Raw genomic sequence first — 20,739 nt, forward strand, 5'->3', positions numbered from 1 at the left:
TATTAGCTATTATTTTTGATACTTTACAAAATTACTAGTAGAATTACTAGTGTCTTAAAAGTGTGTAAGGTGCATTTTATAGGGTTTTAGAGTGTTATACGTGCAGAATTAGGGATGAATGTTGAAAAATTTACTTAATAGCATGACGGGCGCTACGCCTAGTATGCGTTTTGTTTTATTGCGATGGTACATTTCCTATGGTGCACAAGTCATAGTACCAAAACAAAATGAGAGTTGGCTCCAGATAGGGGTATCTAAAACAACCTTTAATCGCTCACTAAACTATCTTGTGAATGAAGGGTATATTAATAGCCTAAAGCCATCACACCTTTATAACTCAAGTTCAGCCCCCACTTATCGTCTTTCACAGGCAACTGTAAACCTGCAATTGGCTAGCCAAATAAATTCAGAGGTATTGGGACTTTTTGAGGCTTGGCTAGTGAAACCATTGCAATTGAACGAATCTCTTAATACACGAATATTGGTACTGGCTAGTATCTTACTCCAAGAACCATATATTGATTTAACTAGACATTTATCAGTGCTCAAAGTGCTTACTGGTATGGATACTAATTCTATTAAGAAAAATGCCTCTAAAGCCCTGAAGCTGTCAGGTGTTTTTGCTCCAAAACCTTATCGTGGTTGTGGCTTGTTTGCGAAAAGTCCATTTATTTACTGTATCAATCAATTTAATGAAAATATTCAAGTTACTAATTTAGGTTTACCATTAACCTTTGAAAACCAGTTGTTCTCTCCAGATATGCACAGTTCTGCTAACTTATTCATGCTGTTAACAAGTAACTCTATAAATGTCAAAAAGGCATTTGATGACGGACGGATTGAGCCTGATTTATGTTCGATGAGTGCTTTTTGTCATGCAGCTATAAATCATCACACTTTAAGACCTCACTTGATTTCTTTGTTTCACTTTATCATTAGGTTATTTACAGGCCCACATTACAAAGATCAGCCCAAGTCACCAAAGGAGATTGTCGAATTTCTGAAATTATATCTTCCAGTTAAAGCTCACAATGGAGAGCCGTCTATCTTGGACGACAAGGAGCCCACTTCTTTTGAGGCCTTTAATAAATGGGCAACGAATAAAGCAAATTTAGCTGTTGTGGACGAATTCTATACACGGCTAGCTCGCAATATATCCTATCAACTTATTGAGATCATTGCTCAACTTGCATTTTTTAAGAAGAAATATAACTCAACAATTATTGATATAGTTTATTGCCCTACTAAATACCTAATAGCGCAAAAGAGATTAAGCAACATTGACACTAATTTAGATATTCAGGATAAAGACAAATCTAGTAAAGTAAACGAGACTGGTGGCTTTTATGTCAGCAACGCTATCTTCGAAATAGCTAGTCAGTCTAGCCAATCTCTCCCTCGTTTAGCTCTTGTTGTTGATAATGAACTAATCGATAACGATTCATTAGTACTGGGTGATAAAAAGAATTCGTTTCAATAAAGTTACTTGAGATCTGATATTTCATTTTCTAATTCGAGTAAAAGTACCCGTGTCGACTAGATATCGTATAATTCTTTCTTAGTTTAATTGTCGAGTAACGTAACCCCATAGATCCCTTGTCTTGAATGCTCAAATGTCCAAGCATGCCTTGTGTTTCAGGGACTAGGTTTGTCGGTTTGTTAATACTACTGTCTTATCTAGTTAGATAGTGTTCTAGACCGTACGTTCTGAAGAATATGTAAAGAGGCCGAGCAGGTTGAAAAATACTCGAACCATATAAGTTATGAATCAATAACCTATATGGAATTTCAACATGCAAACACGTCACATCTCTAACACTAACCTTAGTGTCATCAAGAATGGTCAATATCAAGGCCTCAATGTTTATCCAAAGCCACTAAGCGCTGAATATTTAAGCGTTATTCTACAGACCTTACAGACTGCTCAGAATGATCACTCTCGTACTTTTATGGTGCGGTTTGATTTGCATCTACCACAGCTTAATTTTCACGACTCACCAACGGTTTATGATTCAACAGTGATCAGCAAGTTCTTTAAATCTCTGAACGCTAAAATCCAACATGATAGGCTTATCAAGCAACGTGAGGGTAAGCGGGTGCATCGTTGTACTCTGCGTCATATTTGGGCAAGGGAGCGAGCTGATGCTGATACGGACCATTACCATGTGGCTATCTTGCTTAATAACGATGCTTATAATCATCTAGGTGATTTCAATCATAGTGGGCAAAACTTGAGTACCAAGATAGTTGAAGCCTGGGCCAGTGCGTTAGGCCTAGATGCATACAGTGCCAGAGGTTTAGTACACTTCCCCAGGGATAAGCCCGTTTACTATATTAATAAGAATGCACTGGATTACCCGCTGATATTTAATGCCGCCTTTTATCGATTGAGTTATTTTGCCAAGTTAGAGACTAAGCATTATGGTGATAGGACTCGTTCATTTGGTTATAGTCGTATATAAGGCATTGGTAACTGAGTACAGAGCTCAATATTTCAAGTTATTGAGTCAGAAGTAAAAGAAACCAAATAGAGAGAAAGTGGCCTTATATCCACTTTCTCTCTTAATGTTATATAGACATTAATCCCATAACCAATGCCAGGCATCTGATACTAATTCGACACCAGCTTTAGCTCCTGTCACAGTGACGACAACAGGGGTAAATATAAACGCTGTTGTACCCGTTTCTATCGCACCAGTGACTAGTTTAATACCTGCGTTCGACAGCTCACCTTTAGCTAGACAATCATAACTATCTTCTAGTGTTCGAGTGGTACCAGTGAATAAACATTCCAATGGCTTACCCACAAGGTCACCAGGCGTACCCAATACCGTATTGACGTTATCGGGTAGACCTAAGTATTCACCGGTCATCTTAGCTGCAGTAGAGGCTAATGCGACGTTTGCTATCGTACCTGTAGCCACCTTTGATGCTGCTCTGCCTAGTAATCCTGACCTTGCAGCGGTTTGAATGGCAAGATGCGAGACATTACTTACTTGATTGGATGTTCTTTGTTCATCCAAGCATTCATTGACGAATTGTTCACAATTATTAGTGACTAGATTATATGAAGTACACCCTAGTTTACTTAGCGCATATTCGATTGCTAAATCTGGAAAATAAGTCGATTTCTTCACCCAGATAGAGTTGCCATTAGAGAAGGACCCACTGTCTATCTCTTCTATGGTGCCGCTCTTGGCTAGGTGGATAATTCTATGGTTACCAATATAGAGACCATGGTGCTTTGTTAACCCAAGGATATCGAGATTAGTGACAAGGTGATCGCCAGGTTGAAATGAGTTCATATGCTTTCCTTAATCAAAAGCTTAATGAGCTAATAGCAATAACCGCATGTAGTACAAGTGAAGTTATTAATCAGTTTTAGAGGGGAGATTTCAAGCTTCAGTCACATGAGGCAGAGCTATTAGCTGTAAGGTTTTTGTCAGTGATGTGAGTTAATGGTTAGTGTGGTTGTAATAACAAATATTTAAATTTCCAGTTCAACAAAATCCTTATCAACATCATCCTGAGTAATGCCGATATACCGCAGTGTTACTCCCTCAGAGCTATGTCTTAGCATCTTCATTACACGACCAATATCTTTAGTGTTTTGGTAAAGATGGTAGCCTCTGGTCTTTCTCATTGAGTGTGTGCCAAGCGCTAGCTTTAGTTCTTCACCTACTAACGCAAATGCTTTGGTAACAGCACGTCGAGTGAGTGGCCTAGGTTTAATATTTTTAGACTGTTGATTACGGAAGGACTGAAAGAGGTAGATATGTTGTGGGTATTCAGCCCTGACATCTTGAATATGCATTAACACCTTGTGGTTGAGCTTGATGTTAGCTTGCTTGCCTGTCTTCATTTCTTTGACAATGAGGCGTTCTCCTTGGATATCATCAAATTGGATAGCCAATAAATCAGAAATCCGTAGCGCAAGATTAAGGCCGATATTCCAAATATCAGCCATTTGCTTACTACAGCGCATTTCCAATAAGTGGCCAATGAGTTGAATGGTTTCATGCTTTTTGATTGCTTGTACTTCCGCCATGTTCAAGTTCCTTATTTGAGCTATAAAGACGATTTGAGTACTTCAAAAGGTAATATTGCTTACACCCCTTGATATTGCTGGGTTTCCAAGTTCCCGTTTTACCAATATGGGAACTTGGATTTGAATCTGATATTTAACCCAATGCGACTTGAACTTGGTAAACATCCATATGGTGATAACTGAGGAAATTGTTGCTAAATAGCTCAATGAGCTCTTCACCCTCATCATGGTTTATCCACCCACCAAGTGAGCTATAGACCTGCTTGCTGTTAAAGCAGATATCAATGTCCTTAATTAATTCATAACCGTGAAAGGCAAAATCAGTCACATAGACTAAACGCCAATGATCAAATTGCTTTTCAAGCCTTACCTCAACAGGATGAAATCCACCTCGTTCAGGTGAATAGTCAGGATCACGAAAATATAAGGTGATTGCATTGGCATCTTTTGGACTGGTGTTCAGCAGTTCTTGCGTCAGCAATTGATAGAAAGAAATCGGCATTGCTGGTCTTTGATTGGTATCAATTGAAATAGTCATATGAGTTCCTTAAATAACACACAGCACAGCAAAGGATTAAGGGCATGCGCTCTTAATCCTTTGTTTGCTGGTGGCGGGTAAGTAGTGGGAGTAGAAAGAAATAGATGTGTTAGCAAATGACGTGTTATCAGCGGTCGTTAGCACAGGGAGCGCAAGGCAATGGCTATATTAATCCTCGCTCGGCAAAAGACACTGGTGTTGTGCCTACTACGATGTGATCCAATACCCTGACATCGATAAGCGCTAAAGCATCAGTTAGCTTCTTTGTTATCTGTTTGTCTGCCTGTGAGGGTTCTGGCTCACCTGAGGGATGATTATGAGCAAAGATAACTGCAGCTGCATTCACTTCAAGTACAGCCTTCACGACTTCCCTAGGGTATACGCTAGCAGCATCAATCGTGCCGAAAAACAGTTCACGAAATTCAATTAGCTGGTGTTGTGTATTTAGCATCATTACACCAAAGACCTCTCTTTCATAACCGCCTAGCTTATATGTCAGAAAGTCTTTTGTTGTCTGTGGATTGGTGTATGCGTCTTGATAGTTGAGCTTTTCTGCAATGATATTTGCAGCGCTCTGAAGTATCTCTAAAGAGGTTTTTGGCCAAGCTTCACTCGAGTTTGTATTTGATTTTTTGTGCATAACGAGATTCCTTTGATGATTTAGTTTGCTTATGCACATAGGTGATATATAGCTGAAATCCGTTCGAAAACGATGATCTGCAAAGTTAAAATTTACCAGAGTTCCCCATGTTGTGAATCAAATATGAGGAATTCACAATGAGACTAATTAAACTGAAAGAAGTGATGGATTGCACTGGGCTAGGGCGTTCGACTATTTATAACTACATTGCAGATAAAACATTCCCAAAACCGGTAAGCCTTGGTTTAAGAGCGGTAGCCTGGGTCGAAAGCGAAGTGCAAGATTGGATTTTAGATAGGATAGAAGAGCGGGACTTACTGAATGAAAAAGTCTTCGTGAAATAGCGATAAAATTAGAAACTGCAGATAGTGATATATCTTAGCCTTATGGTTGATTATACCAATGTAAGCTACTTCTCTCTTCCGCAAATAGTGCGACTCGCATTTCTGTAAATCGCACTAATTAATTGGATATAATAAAGAAAAAATGATAATTTTATTATAAAAATATACCAAATTAATGAATCATGAATCAAAAAGATTTTAATGAAATACAGCGTATTGCTCCTCTTCTCACTCAAGAGGACTTTAATCAGGAAGTCAAAAATTATGCAGATCGTGGTGAACTAGCAGATCTTTATGAGCAAATTGTTGCAGATGTACAAGGACAATATTTCTATAATTGTGACGCGTGCGATGAACATATAACCCCAGACCTATCGAGAAAAAGAATTAAGACTAAAGTCTTGAAAAAAGTACCTCAGTTGGCCTTATTCCTAAAAAATATTCACTCTGGAGCTGAATATCAAGTCCAGGCTCTCTCTATGCTTCGGGGAGAGCAAGTCGATTTTGGTAATATTTCGGACTTCAAACGAGATTTACGTTTGAGGCATGAAGAACGGTGGACTAGAGTCTTACGCGAAGTAACTGGGAATAATGAGGTTCAGGGCGGCGTATCAGTACTTGGTGCTGTCTCTGAGGAGCTATTAAAGCGAGCTATCGACATTGTGTCTCAAAGTCCTGATATTTTTCAAACTACTCAAGATGATACAAAGTCTTATGGAGACTTTGTTCTTATGTCTTTGCCTAATAACCTTTGGTTCTCAGTTAAATCGGGATTCTCTAGAGAAAGGCTTTTAGCTTCAGGCTTTAATAACGATTTAGTCGGGGTTGGTTTTTTTGAGGCTTCCGATGAATTTATATCATCGCATAAAATTAGAAATCTCAAGAAGGCGGGTTTTCTTGCTATTTATCTACCGGATGTAGCTGTTACTCAACAGCAGCATGAAAATAGTACAACTACATTCACAGAAGTCCAAGATTTCTATGCAAAAGAAGGGAATGTCCCGCCTCTTAATATTAATGGTACCGCATTTTTTCGTAAACTTTCTACCCTGGGAGATGATATTAAATCGCTATTAGATGTAGAACTTCAGAAAAGAAGCACTTTAAAGTTCTAGGTTGTTAGCGAGCTTCACTTTATTGGTAAAGCTCGCTTATATGAGGCTAGCTTGCTTTGCGTTGCTTACAAATAGATTGTTCTGCAATGGTAAGAGTTTTCACCATTTGCTCAGCAACTGCCTCAATCACTTTCATACATACGGAGTTCCCGAACTGCTGATAAACTTGGTTTTGTGATACAGCATCAACTTTAAAATTCTTTGGAAACCCTTGAAGCCTAGCACATTCGCGTGGTGTTAACATTCGAGGGTTTTTGTTTAAGTGACTTTGATCTAAAAGGATTTCAGAGCCATCTTTGTAGTATCGCGCACTAATGGTGTTAGTGTACTCACTAGACTCATTGACTAATGAGTAACCAAAACCATTACCTTTTGTCTTGTGCCCAGCTTTTCGTTTTTGGTGACCCTCCCAGAGTTTATCTGAAATAGTAAAACGGTCTTTTCCATATTTTTCTTGATCAGTTTTTAGTTCTAGTTCGGTTTGAAGTATCTCTCCAACACATGTAGGAGTCTTTGGTGGCTCTGGCCAACAAAATGCTTTATCAAAATCAACATTTGGAAACTGGTTCTTATCAAAACCGATTATGAATACTCGCTCTCTGTTTTGTGGCACACCAAAATCACCTGCCCTTAATACACGAACATCCACCCAGTAATTCAACTTATCAGCTAGAGCATTACGTGCTTCTTCGCTCATCGGAATATCTTCTGGAATGTCCTGTTCATTTTTACCTTGTAAGATATCTAGGATCATTTTGAGCGTGCGACCTTTGTCATGTCCTCTAAGTTGCTTCACATTTTCAAGTAAAAAAGCTTTTGGTCTTTTTTCTGTCAAAATACGCTGAACTTCAAAGAACATAGTTCCACGAGTATCGCTAAATCCTTGTTTCAAACCTGCTTGAGAAAATGCCTGGCATGGGAAACCGCCAAGAAGAATCTCATGATCTGGAATATCCTTAGCTGCAATTTTAGTGATATCTCCATTTGGCATTTCACCGTAATTAGCTAGATAAGTTCTTTGGGCAAACTTATCCCATTCAGAAGTGAATACGCAGTGACCACCTAGTTGTTGGAAAGGGTAACGGATACCCCCTATACCAGCAAAAAGGTCAATAAAGCGAAAGTCAGCTTCTTCAATTTTTCCTTGTTTTAAGGGGGCGTTATCGTAGAAACTTTGCATTTCTTTTGCAAGATCTACAATTTTCCCCCATTTTAGTGGCGAAGGTTTATGCTCTCCGGTTTCCCAACCTCTAACCGTCCGTTCGCCGTCTTTTCCTAAACCTATCAAATTTGCTAGTTCACGTTGACCTAGCGCAAGATTTTGTCGTAACTCTCTGATATAGTTTGAAGTGTTCAATTTTAGCACCATATTACTTTGTATATATCCGGTTTTTAACCTGGTAGTGGCATTACTGTATATTTATACATGGTAAAGTGCAAGTTTTTATCCGGTTTTTAACCTGGCATTTATAGGGATTGTAAATGAGTTACAAGATCAATGAAGGCATAATTGAAGAAAAAGGTAAGGTGGTAGCTCCAGAGGCTGTATTTAGACTTGGAAGATTCTCTGTTTTATCAGATGGTATCGATACCGAATTTGTTATTTCGAAACGTCCTGCTCAAATACAATTTGTGTTTGAGCTTGCGCCTATACCTAATTTTACCCTGCATTTTAGAGACCGACCTTTGGATGTGGAGCAAACTAATGCTTTAGTAAAGTATGGCTACTTTATTTTAGACGAAGGCCGAATTTGTTTTGTTAGCTCAAGGATAAATGAATTCTTGGAAGCTGCATTCGGTGATTTATCTTTATCTAAACTAATTAAACTTCTTCGCACCCTTTTTCAAGAGGGGTTAATTATTGAAATTCCTTCTGATCTTATTGAGCAACTAAGAACTAATCAACAAAAAGAGTCTCACCACAAAAAACTGTTTGTTCAATCACTTTATCCATATCAAGAAGCTGGTGTTAATTGGCTCAGTTTTTGTGCCGAAAATGCAGTAGGTACAATTTTAGCAGACGATATGGGGCTTGGGAAAACAGCCCAAGTCATTGCTTTATGTTGCGATGTGTTAGAAAAGAACCCTAAAAGTAAAATTCTTATTGTTGTTCCAAATCCTCTTATCGATAACTGGGTTCGAGAATTTAGATTTTTTGCACCTAGTATTATCCCATATCTTCATTACGGTAATCAAAGGAGAGGTGTCGTTTCAGCATTCGATAATTACAACGTGATTATTACGCCATACAGCACTATGTCTTCTGACATTGCTATGTTTGAAGAAATATACTTCGACCTTGCATTGTTTGATGAAGCTAGCATGTTAAAGAATCCTAAATCAGGTCGTTCACTTTCAGCTAGGCGCCTAGAAATTGGTGTTATTGTTGCAATGTCAGGAACTCCCGTTGAAAACAGTTTGATGGATGCATGGGCATTGTCTGATTTAGTATTCACTGGTTTCCTTGGAACTGAAAAAGATTTCAAAAGTACCTATGTTGATTCAAATATAGCTGACACATTAAATAAAAATTTGGATGAACTTGAAAATAGCCTTCGACAAATTACACTACGCAGAATGAAAAAAGATGTATTAAAACAATTGCCTGAAAGGTTAGATATCCATACAGCAGTATCGCTTAGCGAAAAAGAAACTATTCGCTATGACTTGATCATTGATGAAATGAAGAATGATGCAGCGAATGGTGCTGGTGGGATTCTGCCTTTGATTAATAAGCTACAGCAGTTCACTGCTCATCCTGCTTTACTTGATTCATCAATTAGCCGTGACGTGAGAACACTCAAGGCCAATAGTGCAAAATTTGAATTGTTAATTCTTCAACTCGACAAAATTGCTAATGCGAAAGGTAAAGTGATCATCTTTGCGACGTTCCACAAGGCAATTGATTTGATCCAAGGTGCAATCAAAGAAAGATATAAAGTTTCACCTGGCATTATTGATGGAAGAACGCCTAATGAAGAGCGACAACCCTTAATCGACGACTTCTCTGCATCGAATGGTTTCGACGTATTACTTTTACATCCTAAAACAGCTGGAATGGGATTCAATATTACGGCCGCAACAAATGTGATCCATTACAGTCGGCAGTGGAATCCGGCCCTTGAAGAGCAAGCTACTGCTAGGGCGTGGAGAAACGGCCAAGAGCAAGTTGTGAATGTTTATTACATGTTCTATGCCAATACCATAGAAGAAAAGATTGATGAACGTCTTCGTTTAAAGCAGCAGCTTAGTGAGCGAGTCGTTTCAGTTACTGATGATAAAGAAACAGACAAGCAAATCATGCTTGCATATTTGGAAACGTTAGAATCATGAATCAAAAGATAGATTTGCCAGAGGAAGACGACTTTCGTCCATCAGCGGCTAGATTAGTCGAGAGCCTACGAGATACGGGTTATACAAAAGAAGCTGCATTTGCAGACATAATTGATAATTCAATTGCAGCAAACGCTACCAAAGTAGAAGTTGAGCTTCAGTATTTGATGGGGGAATTTAGGGTAATAATCACTGATAATGGGGATGGCATGTCTCAACAACAGTTGAAAAGTGCTATGCGCTATGGTTCTCCAAGACGAACTAACCCTAAGTCTTTAGGCAAATTTGGAATGGGGCTTAAAACAGCATCAACAGCATTTTGCCGCCGCTTAGTGGTGTTGACCCATCAAGATGGACGTAATGAAGGCCGTGCTTGGGATATCGATAAAATTATCACTTCTGATCGTTGGGAGCTTGAAACCCCAGACTCTAGCCTGTATTGCGATGATTATGATGCGCTCACTGACTTTAAAGAGCCCAATGGGACGATGATTATTTGGGAGAACATCGATCGTTTAGTAAAAATGGGCAGTGATAAACAAATGCGAGAAGAGATAAAGTCTCTCGGGAAAGAACTATCTACAGAGCTTAGCGCAGTATTCTTTAAATTTTTAAATTCTGGAGACGTTACTATTTCAATGAAGGTCGTGGATGCACCTGTATTTAACTTAAAAGGTTGGGATCCACTATGTTCTGAATTAAACAACTCAACTAAAGGTGTTCGTTCTCGGGTGTTAAGGGAGAAAACGGTTCCAATTGAGGTAGCAAATAAAATTTTATCTTTTACTGTGAAAGGCGCCATTATCCCGTCTCAGAATGAACTTGATTTTAGCGAAAGGGACTATGCGAGATATAGCCTTGATAATCAAGGGCTTTACATCTATCGGGAGGGACGTCTGATATGGCATGATGGCTGGCCGCATCGAATGTATAAGAAGGAAAGTAAGATCACTCGACTTCGAGTAGAACTAAATTTTAGCCATGAGCTTGATGATGTTTTTAATATCGATTTTAGAAAGAGTAGAGTTATTATTCCTATTGAAATTCGAGATGAATTAAAACGATTAATTTCTCCATGGAGACAGGAGCTCCTTAAAGACCAAGTTCGTTTAATCTCAGCGTCAACAAACCGTGTACACGGACCGGCTGACAAGGCGATTGATAAACATAAAAAGAGTACTAAAAATTCGGACATTAAGGTTGAAGGTGACATTGTTACTATTCGTAATCAGAACCAAATGGAACCTACTGTCATTGAGGGTATCCGAGTCTATGATGATAGAACCGTTCGAGTTCATGAAGAAGAATCTTTAATTGGTGGTGACTTATGGGAACCTTCATGTGATGAGGAAGGTAATACATGTGTAACGCTAGGTAAGTCACATCCATATTTTCATAAAATGTATAACGTCTGTAAGGATAATGTTGAAGCTATGAAAGCTCTTGATATGCTTCTATGGAGCTTGTCAAATGCAGAGCACGGTGAGTTCTCAGAAACCAATCAACATACCTTAAAGGGGTTTAGACAAAAAGTAAGCCAAACATTGCGTTACTTGAGTATAGAACTACCAGATGCAGAGGAAGATTAATGAGCTATCAATACGATCTATCTGATTTTAAACGTTATTTGAATGAAAAGAGTTCTAAGTATCGAGTTGATGGGCTGATTTTTTGGCAGAATCGAATCCCTCTGCCAATTGATTTGTTTAACCGTATTTTTAACGAGTCTGATCAAATAGTGACAGATTATGTTTATCACGTCGCGGCAAGTTCAATCGTATTTCTCGAGTATGCATCTTTCGAAGACACTTTAGGTATTGAGGTTAAAAATCTTCCTAATGGAGATTTAAAAAAACAGGTTTCAGTGTTAGAAGAGTGGCTTAAAAATCACTTAACAAGAAATTCGGCCACCAGCCGTATGACCTATGAAATTGCAGATATTTTGGGGCTTGATAATTTTGAGTTCTCTAGTGATAAAGTTGCAGAGGCGCTTCAGCATCAAGGTAAAAAATATGCCCGAATTTTTATGCCGCGTGAAGTAAGAAAGGAGTTTGATATCATTTCCGGCAGCGAAGATGTTGGTCAAGACAATACCGATATGTTTGGTAATGTCATTTCTGATCGTTACAACATCTATCGAGCAGGTTTTAGTGATGCATTGGCTATTATATTTAATGCGCTATTAGAGTTTCGTATCTTGTGCTCTGGGCGTGGAGAGCATTTGCAAAAAATCCGTATTATTGCGCCTATGATTGAGAATATAGATATTCGTATTGGTAAAACGTCAGATGGATCGCTCTGGGAGCCTGGTTATGAAGATGACCATTACATAACATTAAATAATGAACATCCTTTACTTAGGCATCTATCCGAAGTTGAGTCTAAACCATTGGCTGAGTTCTTATTCTTTTTAGGCGAGTTTGAGAATGGACAGTTTTCTGAAACAAATAAGAAGCTAATAGAAAATCTTCGTCAAACCGTTTCTCGCAGCTTATGGATTAAGCACGATTAATCGGCCTCTCATTTAGCCGTTACACTTTATATCAAGGCAAGAGATAATTATGCTTTCAGTATTAAATATGGTTGGTAATTGGTTTAAAAATGAACCAGAAGCAGGATGGCGGTTTGATGAGATTAAGTTTGATGATGAGGCAAAACGAGCTTTTGAATTGCTGGATTTAGATATTGAAGTATTTGAACACTCAGCACGAGTTGATGTTTCTGGCAACAACAATCATTGCTATATTCCAAGCCATTACTTTTTATATGCATTAAAGCTTCAGCCTCTAGTTTCGCTGCTTACTCTCTATATGGATATTTTTCGTCAAGTAAAAAGTTCTACATCTTCAGCAGTTGATTTCGATAAATTGATTAACAGTAGTTCACCATCGAACCCAGTATTAGATGCGTTAGATCATTATAGTCGTGATAATTTTTTTGATGTTTTTCGTTCAGATAAAAACCGACTAGGTGGGAAGAACATAATTAATCAAGACCCTAAAAAAGGGAAGAAATATCGTTCGGATGATGATTTTATGTGCTCCATTATATTAAAAGCCTTACCTGTTCCTGATGCTAGCTCTAGTATGCTAGGTGATTTAATTTATGCTTTTTCACGGAATCCTACCGCATACCAAACACTAGCCGATAAATATAGTGCTAAGCTCCCTTATGTATTTAGGTCCTCTTCAGCAGATGACCTACTTTTCATGATTATTTTAACCTTAGCTTTAAAAGGCAAAGTTGACTCATTACTAGGTAGTAAGTCGACGGTTAGATTCATTGGATGGGGTAGTATTGTAGATGCATTTCTTCTGAGTAAGACGCCAGTATCTGGTAATAATCAATATATTGAAAAGCCTGTTCACTACTCAACGTTGCTAAATCAATATGTTCATATAAAGAAAGGCTTATTAGATACAGATGCATCAATTGTTGCTTTATCTGCGCTTATTGCACCTCTGTGGCCAAAAATGTCTATTATTCGAAGTGGCACTGAGATATTTTTTAGGTCATCCATACTATCTATTGGACCTGATTTTAAGGGGGCTACTAATAAAATTTTCTATGGTGCTCCTGGAACTGGTAAGAGTCACAGAATTCATACAGAAGAATATAAAGTTGCTGAAAAAATTGTTACTGTTTTTCATCCTGACACGCAGTACAGCGACTTTGTTGGCGCTTTAAAACCTCATATTTTAAAAGAAAATGAAGGTAATTCTGGTGTTACTTATCTCTTTCGCCCTGGCCCATTTACTAATGCCTTAGTGAAAGCTAAAGCTCATCCAGATACTCATATCTGTTTAGTTATCGAAGAAATCAATCGCGCTCCTGCAGCAGCTGTATTTGGTGAGTTATTTCAGTTACTCGATAGAAATACAACAGGGGAAAGTACTTATAAAATTGATGCTGCAGATCCAGATATGCTTACGCATATCAACGACCAATTGCGAGTTGCAGGCATTTCCGAGTTAAAACAGTTAGAAATCCCCGCGAATTTATCAATTCTTGCAACTATGAACAGCAGTGATCAGGCTGTAATGCCATTGGATACTGCATTCAAGCGACGTTGGAGTTTTGAATATCTGGAAATTAATTTTGCAAATTCAGCAGTTCCTAATACTTTAATATATATTCAAACTGCTAATGGCCAATTTTCAATTGAGTGGCCTAAATTAGCTCAAAGCATTAATGATGTTTTAATCGAAACAGGTGTTACAGAAGATCGCTTGATAGGACCATTTTTCTTAAGCCCTACAGAGCTGATTGACTCAGACTCAGCAAAATTAGTGCTAAATAGTAAGTTATTTGTTTATCTTTGGGATGACGTATTACGTCACTTAGGGCCACATAAAGTTTTTTCTTCAGCTTATAAAACATTTGGAACTCTTTCTCGAGCTTATATCCAAGGCTCTGCTGTGTTTAGTTCTGCTATAGAAAGAGAAGTCGAAGCAAAGGGCATGAAAATTGAGGTGGCTGAGGCATCACAAGATGCTGAAAAATAATATACTTTATTTATCTGACCGCATTTTTTTATCCGATAAAAATATTCCAAAAACTCTATTGGATGAGATGCGCACTTTAGGTCTGATTGCACCTGATATGCTCAAGGTGAATTTTTGTGGAGTAGTATCTTATTGCGATGGTTTAGCTGTTTTTTTTCCTCGAAATTATAATACTTCAAATATAAAATTGGACGTATCTAGTCACCTACTTATCCAAGCATTGTTGAAATATTATCAGAATAAAGACAGTGCTATTTACGCGCAAGAGAATGGCGATGAAGTTATCGGGGGAAGATCATTCACGTTGGCTACTTCGCTACTCGATGATTATCGTTCCAATGGCTTGTATGTTCGCCGTGTAAAAGAAAAGACTATTAATTCTGGTAAAGTTAATTGGGCACGAACAATTGCTCGAAGCACTTCTTATCCAACTGAAAATGGTCCAATATATCTCGACTTTTTTGCTTCTCGATCTCGTTATATTTCAAATTGTGAAACAGCAAAGATTCATGCTCAAGTCATCAAAGAATTATTCAGTAACTACGGAGTGCTTTGGCTAGGGGTATCTAGTTATTTTGATGAACGACTTGAGCTCTTATCAAAGCCGTTAGGTAGTATTGAAGTACAAATTGCTTACTTACAGCGTGAGCTTCAGGTTACCTACTCTGAACGAGATATGTTTTTAATTAAAAGTCTAATTCAATATCTTCGTGTTCAAAAAGGCTCTAATGCAAGTAAGGTGTTAATTGGTGTTCGAAAATTTCACCATATGTGGGAGTCGATGCTAGATGAGTGCCTAGTTGGAAAGTACGCCGTAAATAATAAATTACCAGTTCCTGTATATCAAACAATAGATGATAAGTTTATCCCTGTAGCTCAGAAAGGCCAGAGAACAGATACTGTACTTAAATTTCCTGAGTCTAATCGGTTTGCTGTTGTAGATGCTAAGTACTATGAAGCGAACTCACCTAATACAGCCCCTGGGTGGTCAGATCTTGTGAAGCAATTTTATTATCAGAAAGCGGTATCTCTTCTAGAAGGTGTAAATGCTTCTGTATCTAATCATTTCGTATTTCCGGGGGGGAGTGGAGAGCTCAAAGCCGCGCATGTAGCTGAGCGGGGAGTAATAGTAACGGCTGAGACTGATTGTCTTGGTGAGCAGTATCCAACGATATATTGCCATTATCAAGATCCTATTAAGTTACTTGAAGCTTATGTTAAAAATCACCAATTGATTGAGTTAACCGATGAATTGTTCAACGTAGTTGATTACAGCTAATATAGATAAGGAGTATAAATTTGATTTTGAGACAGGCAACTGCATTAGTGTTGAGAGATTTTCGTCTTGAAGCCGGTTTAAGCCAAGAGCAGTTAGCGAGACAGTCTGGTATAGATAGGACTTACATATCAGGCGTAGAGCGTGGTGTTCGAAATATTACTTTAGACTCATTGGAGACGATAGTTTTAGCTTTGGGTGTCAGTCAATCAGAATTTGTTGAAACACTCCATAACCACCTAAAAATGGTTAAGGCTGTCGATTAGCTGGTTAACTTTTCGATGGCCTTATAAGCGGCTTCAAGAGCCTGCTGAACTGCAAAATCTAACCCGCAATCATGTTCTTCGTCATTTCGGCTTATTGACCAACAAAAACCTTCGCGGTACTGATCTGGGTTTGTCTCAATGTAAATATCAAATCCAAGATAAGTTTCTTCATATGGAAGATCTGTTACAAATATTTTGTTCATTAGCATTTCTGGTGATGTTGTTTGAGCTGATTATCATACGTCCAATTTCTTAGGTCTACGGACTATAAGTCACAATATAAAATATTGCTCGTATGATTTTGAGTACATCTCAGACTGAATGGTCCTTTAAAGTATACATTCTGAGCTTCGATGCAATAAAGATGGTTTATGAATTACACATTTTTCTAGCTATTTTTTCATATTTACATTTGAATTATAAATTTTATGAATGTAATGAAGATTACTAAGGTATACAATTCTCTGAGTGTTACCTTTTCTAAAAGCAAGCAAAAGCTTGTTGAATATTTAACTTACAATAAGTCATAGGTTAGTTGACCGTGTGGTCAATAGGCAGATGAAGGATTGTGAGCTTGAATAAGGCGAGGAAATTAACTATACGGCAAAGAGTTGAGAAGCTGCAATTTACCAATAGGTTTTGGTTGTTGCAAAATTATGCTTCTTAAATATGTGACTCAGTGGGTGTCAGACAGCAGGAAGTTGAATGAACGAAATGAATATACTGATAAAAAGCTCTTTTTTTTCTAACAAAGGTAACAATCCTTGTAACCGAGCACTCTTATTTAGCAGTTTATTTTGTATTCCTCATGTATTAAAGAGGATCAAATGAAGTTAGCTAAAAAAATAAGAATCCTTTCGCAAACTGATCACTTCAGCTTGAGTAATGTTGAATGCAGTGTTGATAATGCAGTCGAGGAGTTAGAACTTAGTTCACTCTTTACTATATCTGATGATTTTTCTTTTGTTGTAGATCAAGGTGATGATTTATATATAGAGAATGATGAGGAGTTACTTAGTTTTGGTTACTTTGAAACATTCGAATCAGAGAGTGAAATTGAACTTTCTTATTTTGAAACATCAGGTGATAGCCAATGGGAATACATTGTACTCGAAGATAAGTTTTTTGATGTTGAAGATAATATTGATTATGACGAACTAAAGTACCACGAAAGATTATTACCACAAGAGCGGGCTCGTCAACTGACTAGTGAGCTGGCTCTAGAGTATTTCGTCGATGACTTACTTTTTGTTCAGCTTGAAAATGTTTTGATTTTTCACAAGTGTCATGGACAGACAAAAAAAGCAATGCGAGAATTGCTTAAAGAAAACATACAAGCAAATGAACTTGCTCTGATCCTTGAACTTCGAGAATATTGGGTAGGTAGAGAATGTTTTGCCCGAACTTATTATAATAGCTGTCCAGATATTAAGTTCAACAATCTGAGCTGGATACTTGGCCTAGCGATGATTAGGTTACATAATTTTGATGATATTGAAGAGGCTATTCAATATCTTGAAGATTGCTTTGATGATTGGTCACAAAGCCTTAGACTTCTAGATGGATTCCGCTCTTTTCGCTCTTATATACTGCACATCGTTGACCATACTCTTAAAGATTTGCCTCCATATTTAGATTACCAGAACTTTGTAGACGATAACCTCTTGGCATATGACTTTTCTGGTGGGGAAGTCTATAAATGGCTACAAGAAAATAACCTTCTTCATTAGGTGCGAGAACAATAACATCGCAAACTAATTTTAAAGTAGCTAAAGACGTTCCTGAAATACGGAAGATAAAATGATTAAACATAAGACGGAAATACCCATTGTTGGTGCTTGTGTTGTACATTTCGAGGACCATGAAAAGAAGCACTTTGGCAGAGTGATTAAAGTTACTCGAGATAATCCGGCTAAAGTGCAGGTTCATTGGTTTACAAAAAATAAAACGGAATGGTTAATTCCTGCAGCACTTAGATCCGGTTTTAAAGTTGGGATGGATGTTCTTTATATAATATCTCAGACAGGTGCACCGTCCATGGGCGAGGGTGTAGTACTTAAAAGCAGAGTTGTAGCAAATTACGAACAGGTATTAGTTGAATTCCCAGTATCTGGCAAAAAAGTTTGGTTGCCTTGGCAGGGGCTGAGACAAATTAAAGGTGTCAAACATCGTTTTATTCTTGGAGAAAAAGATGGTTGTGATGCTGCTGAGCGGCTTAGACTTCGAACTTTGGCTTGGGTTCTAAAACTCTGGAATGAAAATACAGGTTCATTGGCGAAGTTTGATATAGATCCACTACCTCATCAAATTCACCTTGTTCATCATATATTGGCAAGCGGTGATCTAAATTGGTTAATTGCTGATGATGTTGGCTTAGGTAAGACCATTGAAACAGGCTTACTACTTGCGGCTTTGCGGGAACGGAAGCAAATAAAAAGGATTTTATTGATTACTCCAGCGGGTTTAACAAAACAATGGCAAGAAGAACTATTCATTAAATTTGGTATGGGTGATTTTCTCATTTACGGTGATGATTTTACAATCACTGAGCCACGTCATTGGAAAATGTATGATTGTGTCATCGGTTCAATGGATCGTCTGAAAAATGATGACCATCTAGAACTGTTAATGCAAGCAGAGCCATGGGATATAGTCATATTTGACGAAGCCCACCGCTTAACTCGTCGGCAATATGGCGTAAAGTATTCCAGCTCTCAACGTTTTGAATTGGCACGAGAGCTGCGAGCGCGCACTGAATCGATGTTGCTATTAACTGCCACACCACATCAGGGGCAACAAGATAGCTTTGCCGCTTTACTGGAACTACTCCATCCAGAACGGAAGCAAGAGTTACTGAGCTTAAGCCTTAATCCGGAAATCCTACAGGATATGGTGTTCCGCAACCGAAAGGCTGATGTCACTGATCTTGAAGGTAACTTTATTTTCCACGGAAAAACTACTCGCGCCCTCAAAGTTCCAATCAGCGAGGAGGCTCGTGAATTTGATCATGCATTGCAATTCTACTTGCAGAAGGGTTACCAATCAGGTGAGGAGAAAGGACAAACCGGACGAGCGATAGGTTTTGTTATGACGGTCTACCGTAAGTTGGCAGCTTCCAGTATTGCTGCAATATACGAAGCACTGGTTCGCCGGCGTAAGAGATTGCAAAAAGAACTGAAGCCAATTCCGGATATGGAATTTGATCGTCGCGCCGCCCTCGATGCCCTTGATGCTCGATTCGAAGGTGAGTCCGAAGAGTTTATCACTAGTACCACTAGTGCTGATGAGTTCTTTCAGGGTGAGCTGGAACTGCTAAATCGACTAATCAAAATTGCCCGTCAGTTAAAGTATGACGATCGTAAACTGTCTCTATTTCTAGAACAGGTGATCGAGCCTATTATGGCTTTGAACCCTAATGAAAAAGTACTTGTGTTCTCGGAATATCGTGGAACACAGGAATGGTTACTTAAAGCGCTTAATGAACGCTTTGGCAATAATAAAACTATGTTGATCAATGGTTCGATGGATTTGAACGAGAGACGCGCAGCCATTGCGTGTTTTGAACGTGATGCTCAGTTCTTGCTATCTACAGAGGCTGGGGGCGAGGGCATCAACCTACAACAGCGTTGTCATATCATGGTTAACTATGATTTGCCTTGGAACCCAATGCGTCTGGTGCAGCGTATTGGCCGCCTTTATCGTTATGGGCAGAAAAAACGGGTTGTCGTATTTAATATCCATTCACCAGACACATTGGATGAACAGATTATCGAGATTCTCTATACACGTCTTGAGCAAGTCGTCGTTGATATGGCGTCTATAGGGGCCGAATTTAATGATTCAATGAAAGATGATGTATTCGGAGAGATAGCGGATCTAATTGAGGTGGAAGATATTCTGAAGCAAGCGGTTACAGAGAGCATTAGCCGTACGGCAGAGCGGATTGATGAGGCACTTAAGCAAGCTCAAAGCGCAGCTGATAAGCAAAGCATACTATTTGCTCATGTCGCTGGTTTTAGTAAAGAAGAAATGAAAGATAATCTAGTTATTGACGAAACTCATCTAAGGGCTTTTATCGGAGGAATGTTTGTCCCATTGGGCATAGTTATCTTAGACATCACGCACCAGGATCAGGTATGGACGATTAAATTACCCGAGGAGGTGATGCGTGCAGTTGGTACCAGACGCAGTCGGCACAGTATCTGTTTTAATCGCGAGTTGGCGGCAACAAGAGATGATTTGTTGATGATGGATACCGACGCTTGGTTGCTTGAACACCTTTTTTCTGCAGCACTGGATTATGATTTTGGTGGGAAAACAGCGGCCATTACTGGACTGGATGAGACTCCATGGATGATGGCTTCTATATTACGCTGGCAGGATAACCACGGGAGACGTATGCGGCAAGAGTTTGCAGCAGTCTGCCTTGATGCCCAAGGTAACAGTCAGATTAATAGCGCGATCATTAGCGACTGGCTGTTAGTTAGTAAGCAACTTAATGCGGAGTTCAATACTTCGGAGCGCGATAGTAATGAACTGAACTACAAAATGGCTGAAAAAGCTGTATTTAAGCGGCTGGCTTCATTGTCGACCAAAAAATTAATACCCGATGGCGTACAGTGGATTAGTGGTGCTTGGGTGGATGGCCAACTTAGTAATTTGGAATCGAAGTAA

At 38.6% G+C, this 20,739-nt stretch carries 18 protein-coding genes; 12 read left to right on the forward strand and 6 right to left on the reverse strand.

The features are described from left to right. The first annotated feature begins 118 nt into the window (after positions 1 to 118). Both GQA99_RS13450 and GQA99_RS13455 read left to right on the forward strand, forming a co-directional pair. The gene (locus tag GQA99_RS13450) at positions 119 to 1,480 is read left to right on the forward strand and encodes a hypothetical protein (RefSeq protein ID WP_160054403.1); all 1,362 of its coding nucleotides are present in this window, start codon (positions 119 to 121) and stop codon (positions 1,478 to 1,480) included. A gap of 313 nt (positions 1,481 to 1,793) precedes the next feature. Continuing rightward, complete coding sequence (locus GQA99_RS13455; RefSeq protein WP_160054404.1) at positions 1,794 to 2,462, forward strand: inovirus Gp2 family protein; 669 nt, start codon at positions 1,794 to 1,796, stop codon at positions 2,460 to 2,462. 117 nt (positions 2,463 to 2,579) lie between these two features. On the opposite strand, the gene GQA99_RS13460 is transcribed toward GQA99_RS13455, so the two are convergent. From GQA99_RS13460 to radC, 4 genes are all read right to left on the reverse strand, one after another. Beyond that, entirely contained in the window at positions 2,580 to 3,305 is a 726-nt protein-coding gene (locus tag GQA99_RS13460; RefSeq protein WP_160054405.1) for a lecithin retinol acyltransferase family protein, read from the reverse strand. A 182-nt stretch (positions 3,306 to 3,487) separates the two neighbouring features. Continuing rightward, on the reverse strand, positions 3,488 to 4,048 hold the full coding sequence (locus GQA99_RS13465; RefSeq protein WP_160054406.1) for a tyrosine-type recombinase/integrase: 561 nt from the start codon (positions 4,046 to 4,048) through the stop codon (positions 3,488 to 3,490). A 133-nt stretch (positions 4,049 to 4,181) separates the two neighbouring features. Continuing rightward, the gene (locus GQA99_RS13470; RefSeq protein ID WP_160054408.1) at positions 4,182 to 4,586 is read right to left on the reverse strand and encodes a DUF2787 domain-containing protein; all 405 of its coding nucleotides are present in this window, start codon (positions 4,584 to 4,586) and stop codon (positions 4,182 to 4,184) included. A 163-nt stretch (positions 4,587 to 4,749) separates the two neighbouring features. Next, on the reverse strand, positions 4,750 to 5,226 hold the full coding sequence (gene radC / locus GQA99_RS13475; protein WP_160054410.1) for a RadC family protein: 477 nt from the start codon (positions 5,224 to 5,226) through the stop codon (positions 4,750 to 4,752). Positions 5,227 to 5,363: 137 nt separating this feature from the next. Here radC and GQA99_RS13480 point away from each other — a divergent pair, with 137 nt between their 5' ends. Further along, positions 5,364 to 5,570 (forward strand): helix-turn-helix transcriptional regulator, encoded by a 207-nt coding sequence (locus GQA99_RS13480; RefSeq protein ID WP_160054412.1) that lies wholly within the window; start codon positions 5,364 to 5,366, stop codon positions 5,568 to 5,570. 182 nt (positions 5,571 to 5,752) lie between these two features. Then, on the forward strand, positions 5,753 to 6,685 hold the full coding sequence (locus GQA99_RS13485) for a hypothetical protein (RefSeq protein ID WP_189386228.1): 933 nt from the start codon (positions 5,753 to 5,755) through the stop codon (positions 6,683 to 6,685). A gap of 46 nt (positions 6,686 to 6,731) precedes the next feature. On the opposite strand, the gene GQA99_RS13490 is transcribed toward GQA99_RS13485, so the two are convergent. Further along, positions 6,732 to 8,042, reverse strand: a complete 1,311-nt coding sequence (locus GQA99_RS13490; protein WP_373291440.1) for a DNA cytosine methyltransferase — start codon at positions 8,040 to 8,042, stop codon at positions 6,732 to 6,734. Positions 8,043 to 8,167: 125 nt separating this feature from the next. On the opposite strand from GQA99_RS13490, the gene GQA99_RS13495 reads away from it, so the two are divergent. The 6 genes from GQA99_RS13495 to GQA99_RS13520 are packed head-to-tail and all read left to right on the forward strand — an operon-like array spanning position 8,168 to position 16,065. After that, on the forward strand, positions 8,168 to 10,018 hold the full coding sequence (locus GQA99_RS13495; RefSeq protein WP_160054416.1) for a DEAD/DEAH box helicase: 1,851 nt from the start codon (positions 8,168 to 8,170) through the stop codon (positions 10,016 to 10,018). Then, positions 10,015 to 11,607 (forward strand): ATP-binding protein, encoded by a 1,593-nt coding sequence (locus GQA99_RS13500; protein WP_160054418.1) that lies wholly within the window; start codon positions 10,015 to 10,017, stop codon positions 11,605 to 11,607. The genes GQA99_RS13495 and GQA99_RS13500 overlap by 4 nt, the downstream gene beginning before the upstream one ends. Further along, positions 11,607 to 12,530 carry a hypothetical protein gene (locus GQA99_RS13505; protein WP_160054420.1) on the forward strand — a complete coding sequence of 308 codons (924 nt, stop codon included), beginning with the start codon at positions 11,607 to 11,609 and terminating at the stop codon, positions 12,528 to 12,530. The genes GQA99_RS13500 and GQA99_RS13505 overlap by 1 nt, the downstream gene beginning before the upstream one ends. A 49-nt stretch (positions 12,531 to 12,579) precedes the next feature. After that, entirely contained in the window at positions 12,580 to 14,523 is a 1,944-nt protein-coding gene (locus GQA99_RS13510; protein ID WP_160054422.1) for an AAA family ATPase, read from the forward strand. Continuing rightward, complete coding sequence (locus tag GQA99_RS13515; RefSeq protein WP_160054424.1) at positions 14,510 to 15,802, forward strand: LlaJI family restriction endonuclease; 1,293 nt, start codon at positions 14,510 to 14,512, stop codon at positions 15,800 to 15,802. Before GQA99_RS13510 ends, GQA99_RS13515 begins: the two co-directional genes overlap by 14 nt. A gap of 20 nt (positions 15,803 to 15,822) precedes the next feature. Beyond that, on the forward strand, positions 15,823 to 16,065 hold the full coding sequence (locus tag GQA99_RS13520; RefSeq protein WP_160054426.1) for a helix-turn-helix domain-containing protein: 243 nt from the start codon (positions 15,823 to 15,825) through the stop codon (positions 16,063 to 16,065). On the opposite strand, the gene GQA99_RS13525 is transcribed toward GQA99_RS13520, so the two are convergent. Next, a complete protein-coding gene (locus GQA99_RS13525; protein ID WP_160054428.1) occupies positions 16,062 to 16,268 on the reverse strand; it encodes a hypothetical protein in 207 nt (68 codons plus the stop codon). The two genes, GQA99_RS13520 and GQA99_RS13525, sit on opposite strands and share 4 nt — an antisense overlap. Positions 16,269 to 16,892: 624 nt before the next feature. Here GQA99_RS13525 and GQA99_RS13530 point away from each other — a divergent pair. Both GQA99_RS13530 and GQA99_RS13535 read left to right on the forward strand, forming a co-directional pair. Further along, positions 16,893 to 17,795 carry a hypothetical protein gene (locus tag GQA99_RS13530; RefSeq protein ID WP_160054430.1) on the forward strand — a complete coding sequence of 301 codons (903 nt, stop codon included), beginning with the start codon at positions 16,893 to 16,895 and terminating at the stop codon, positions 17,793 to 17,795. Between the two features lie 70 nt (positions 17,796 to 17,865). Next, positions 17,866 to 20,739 carry a helicase-related protein gene (locus tag GQA99_RS13535; protein ID WP_160054432.1) on the forward strand — a complete coding sequence of 958 codons (2,874 nt, stop codon included), beginning with the start codon at positions 17,866 to 17,868 and terminating at the stop codon, positions 20,737 to 20,739.

The organism is Shewanella litoralis, from assembly GCF_009828585.1.
Classification (GTDB): Bacteria; Pseudomonadota; Gammaproteobacteria; order Enterobacterales; family Shewanellaceae; genus Shewanella; species Shewanella litoralis.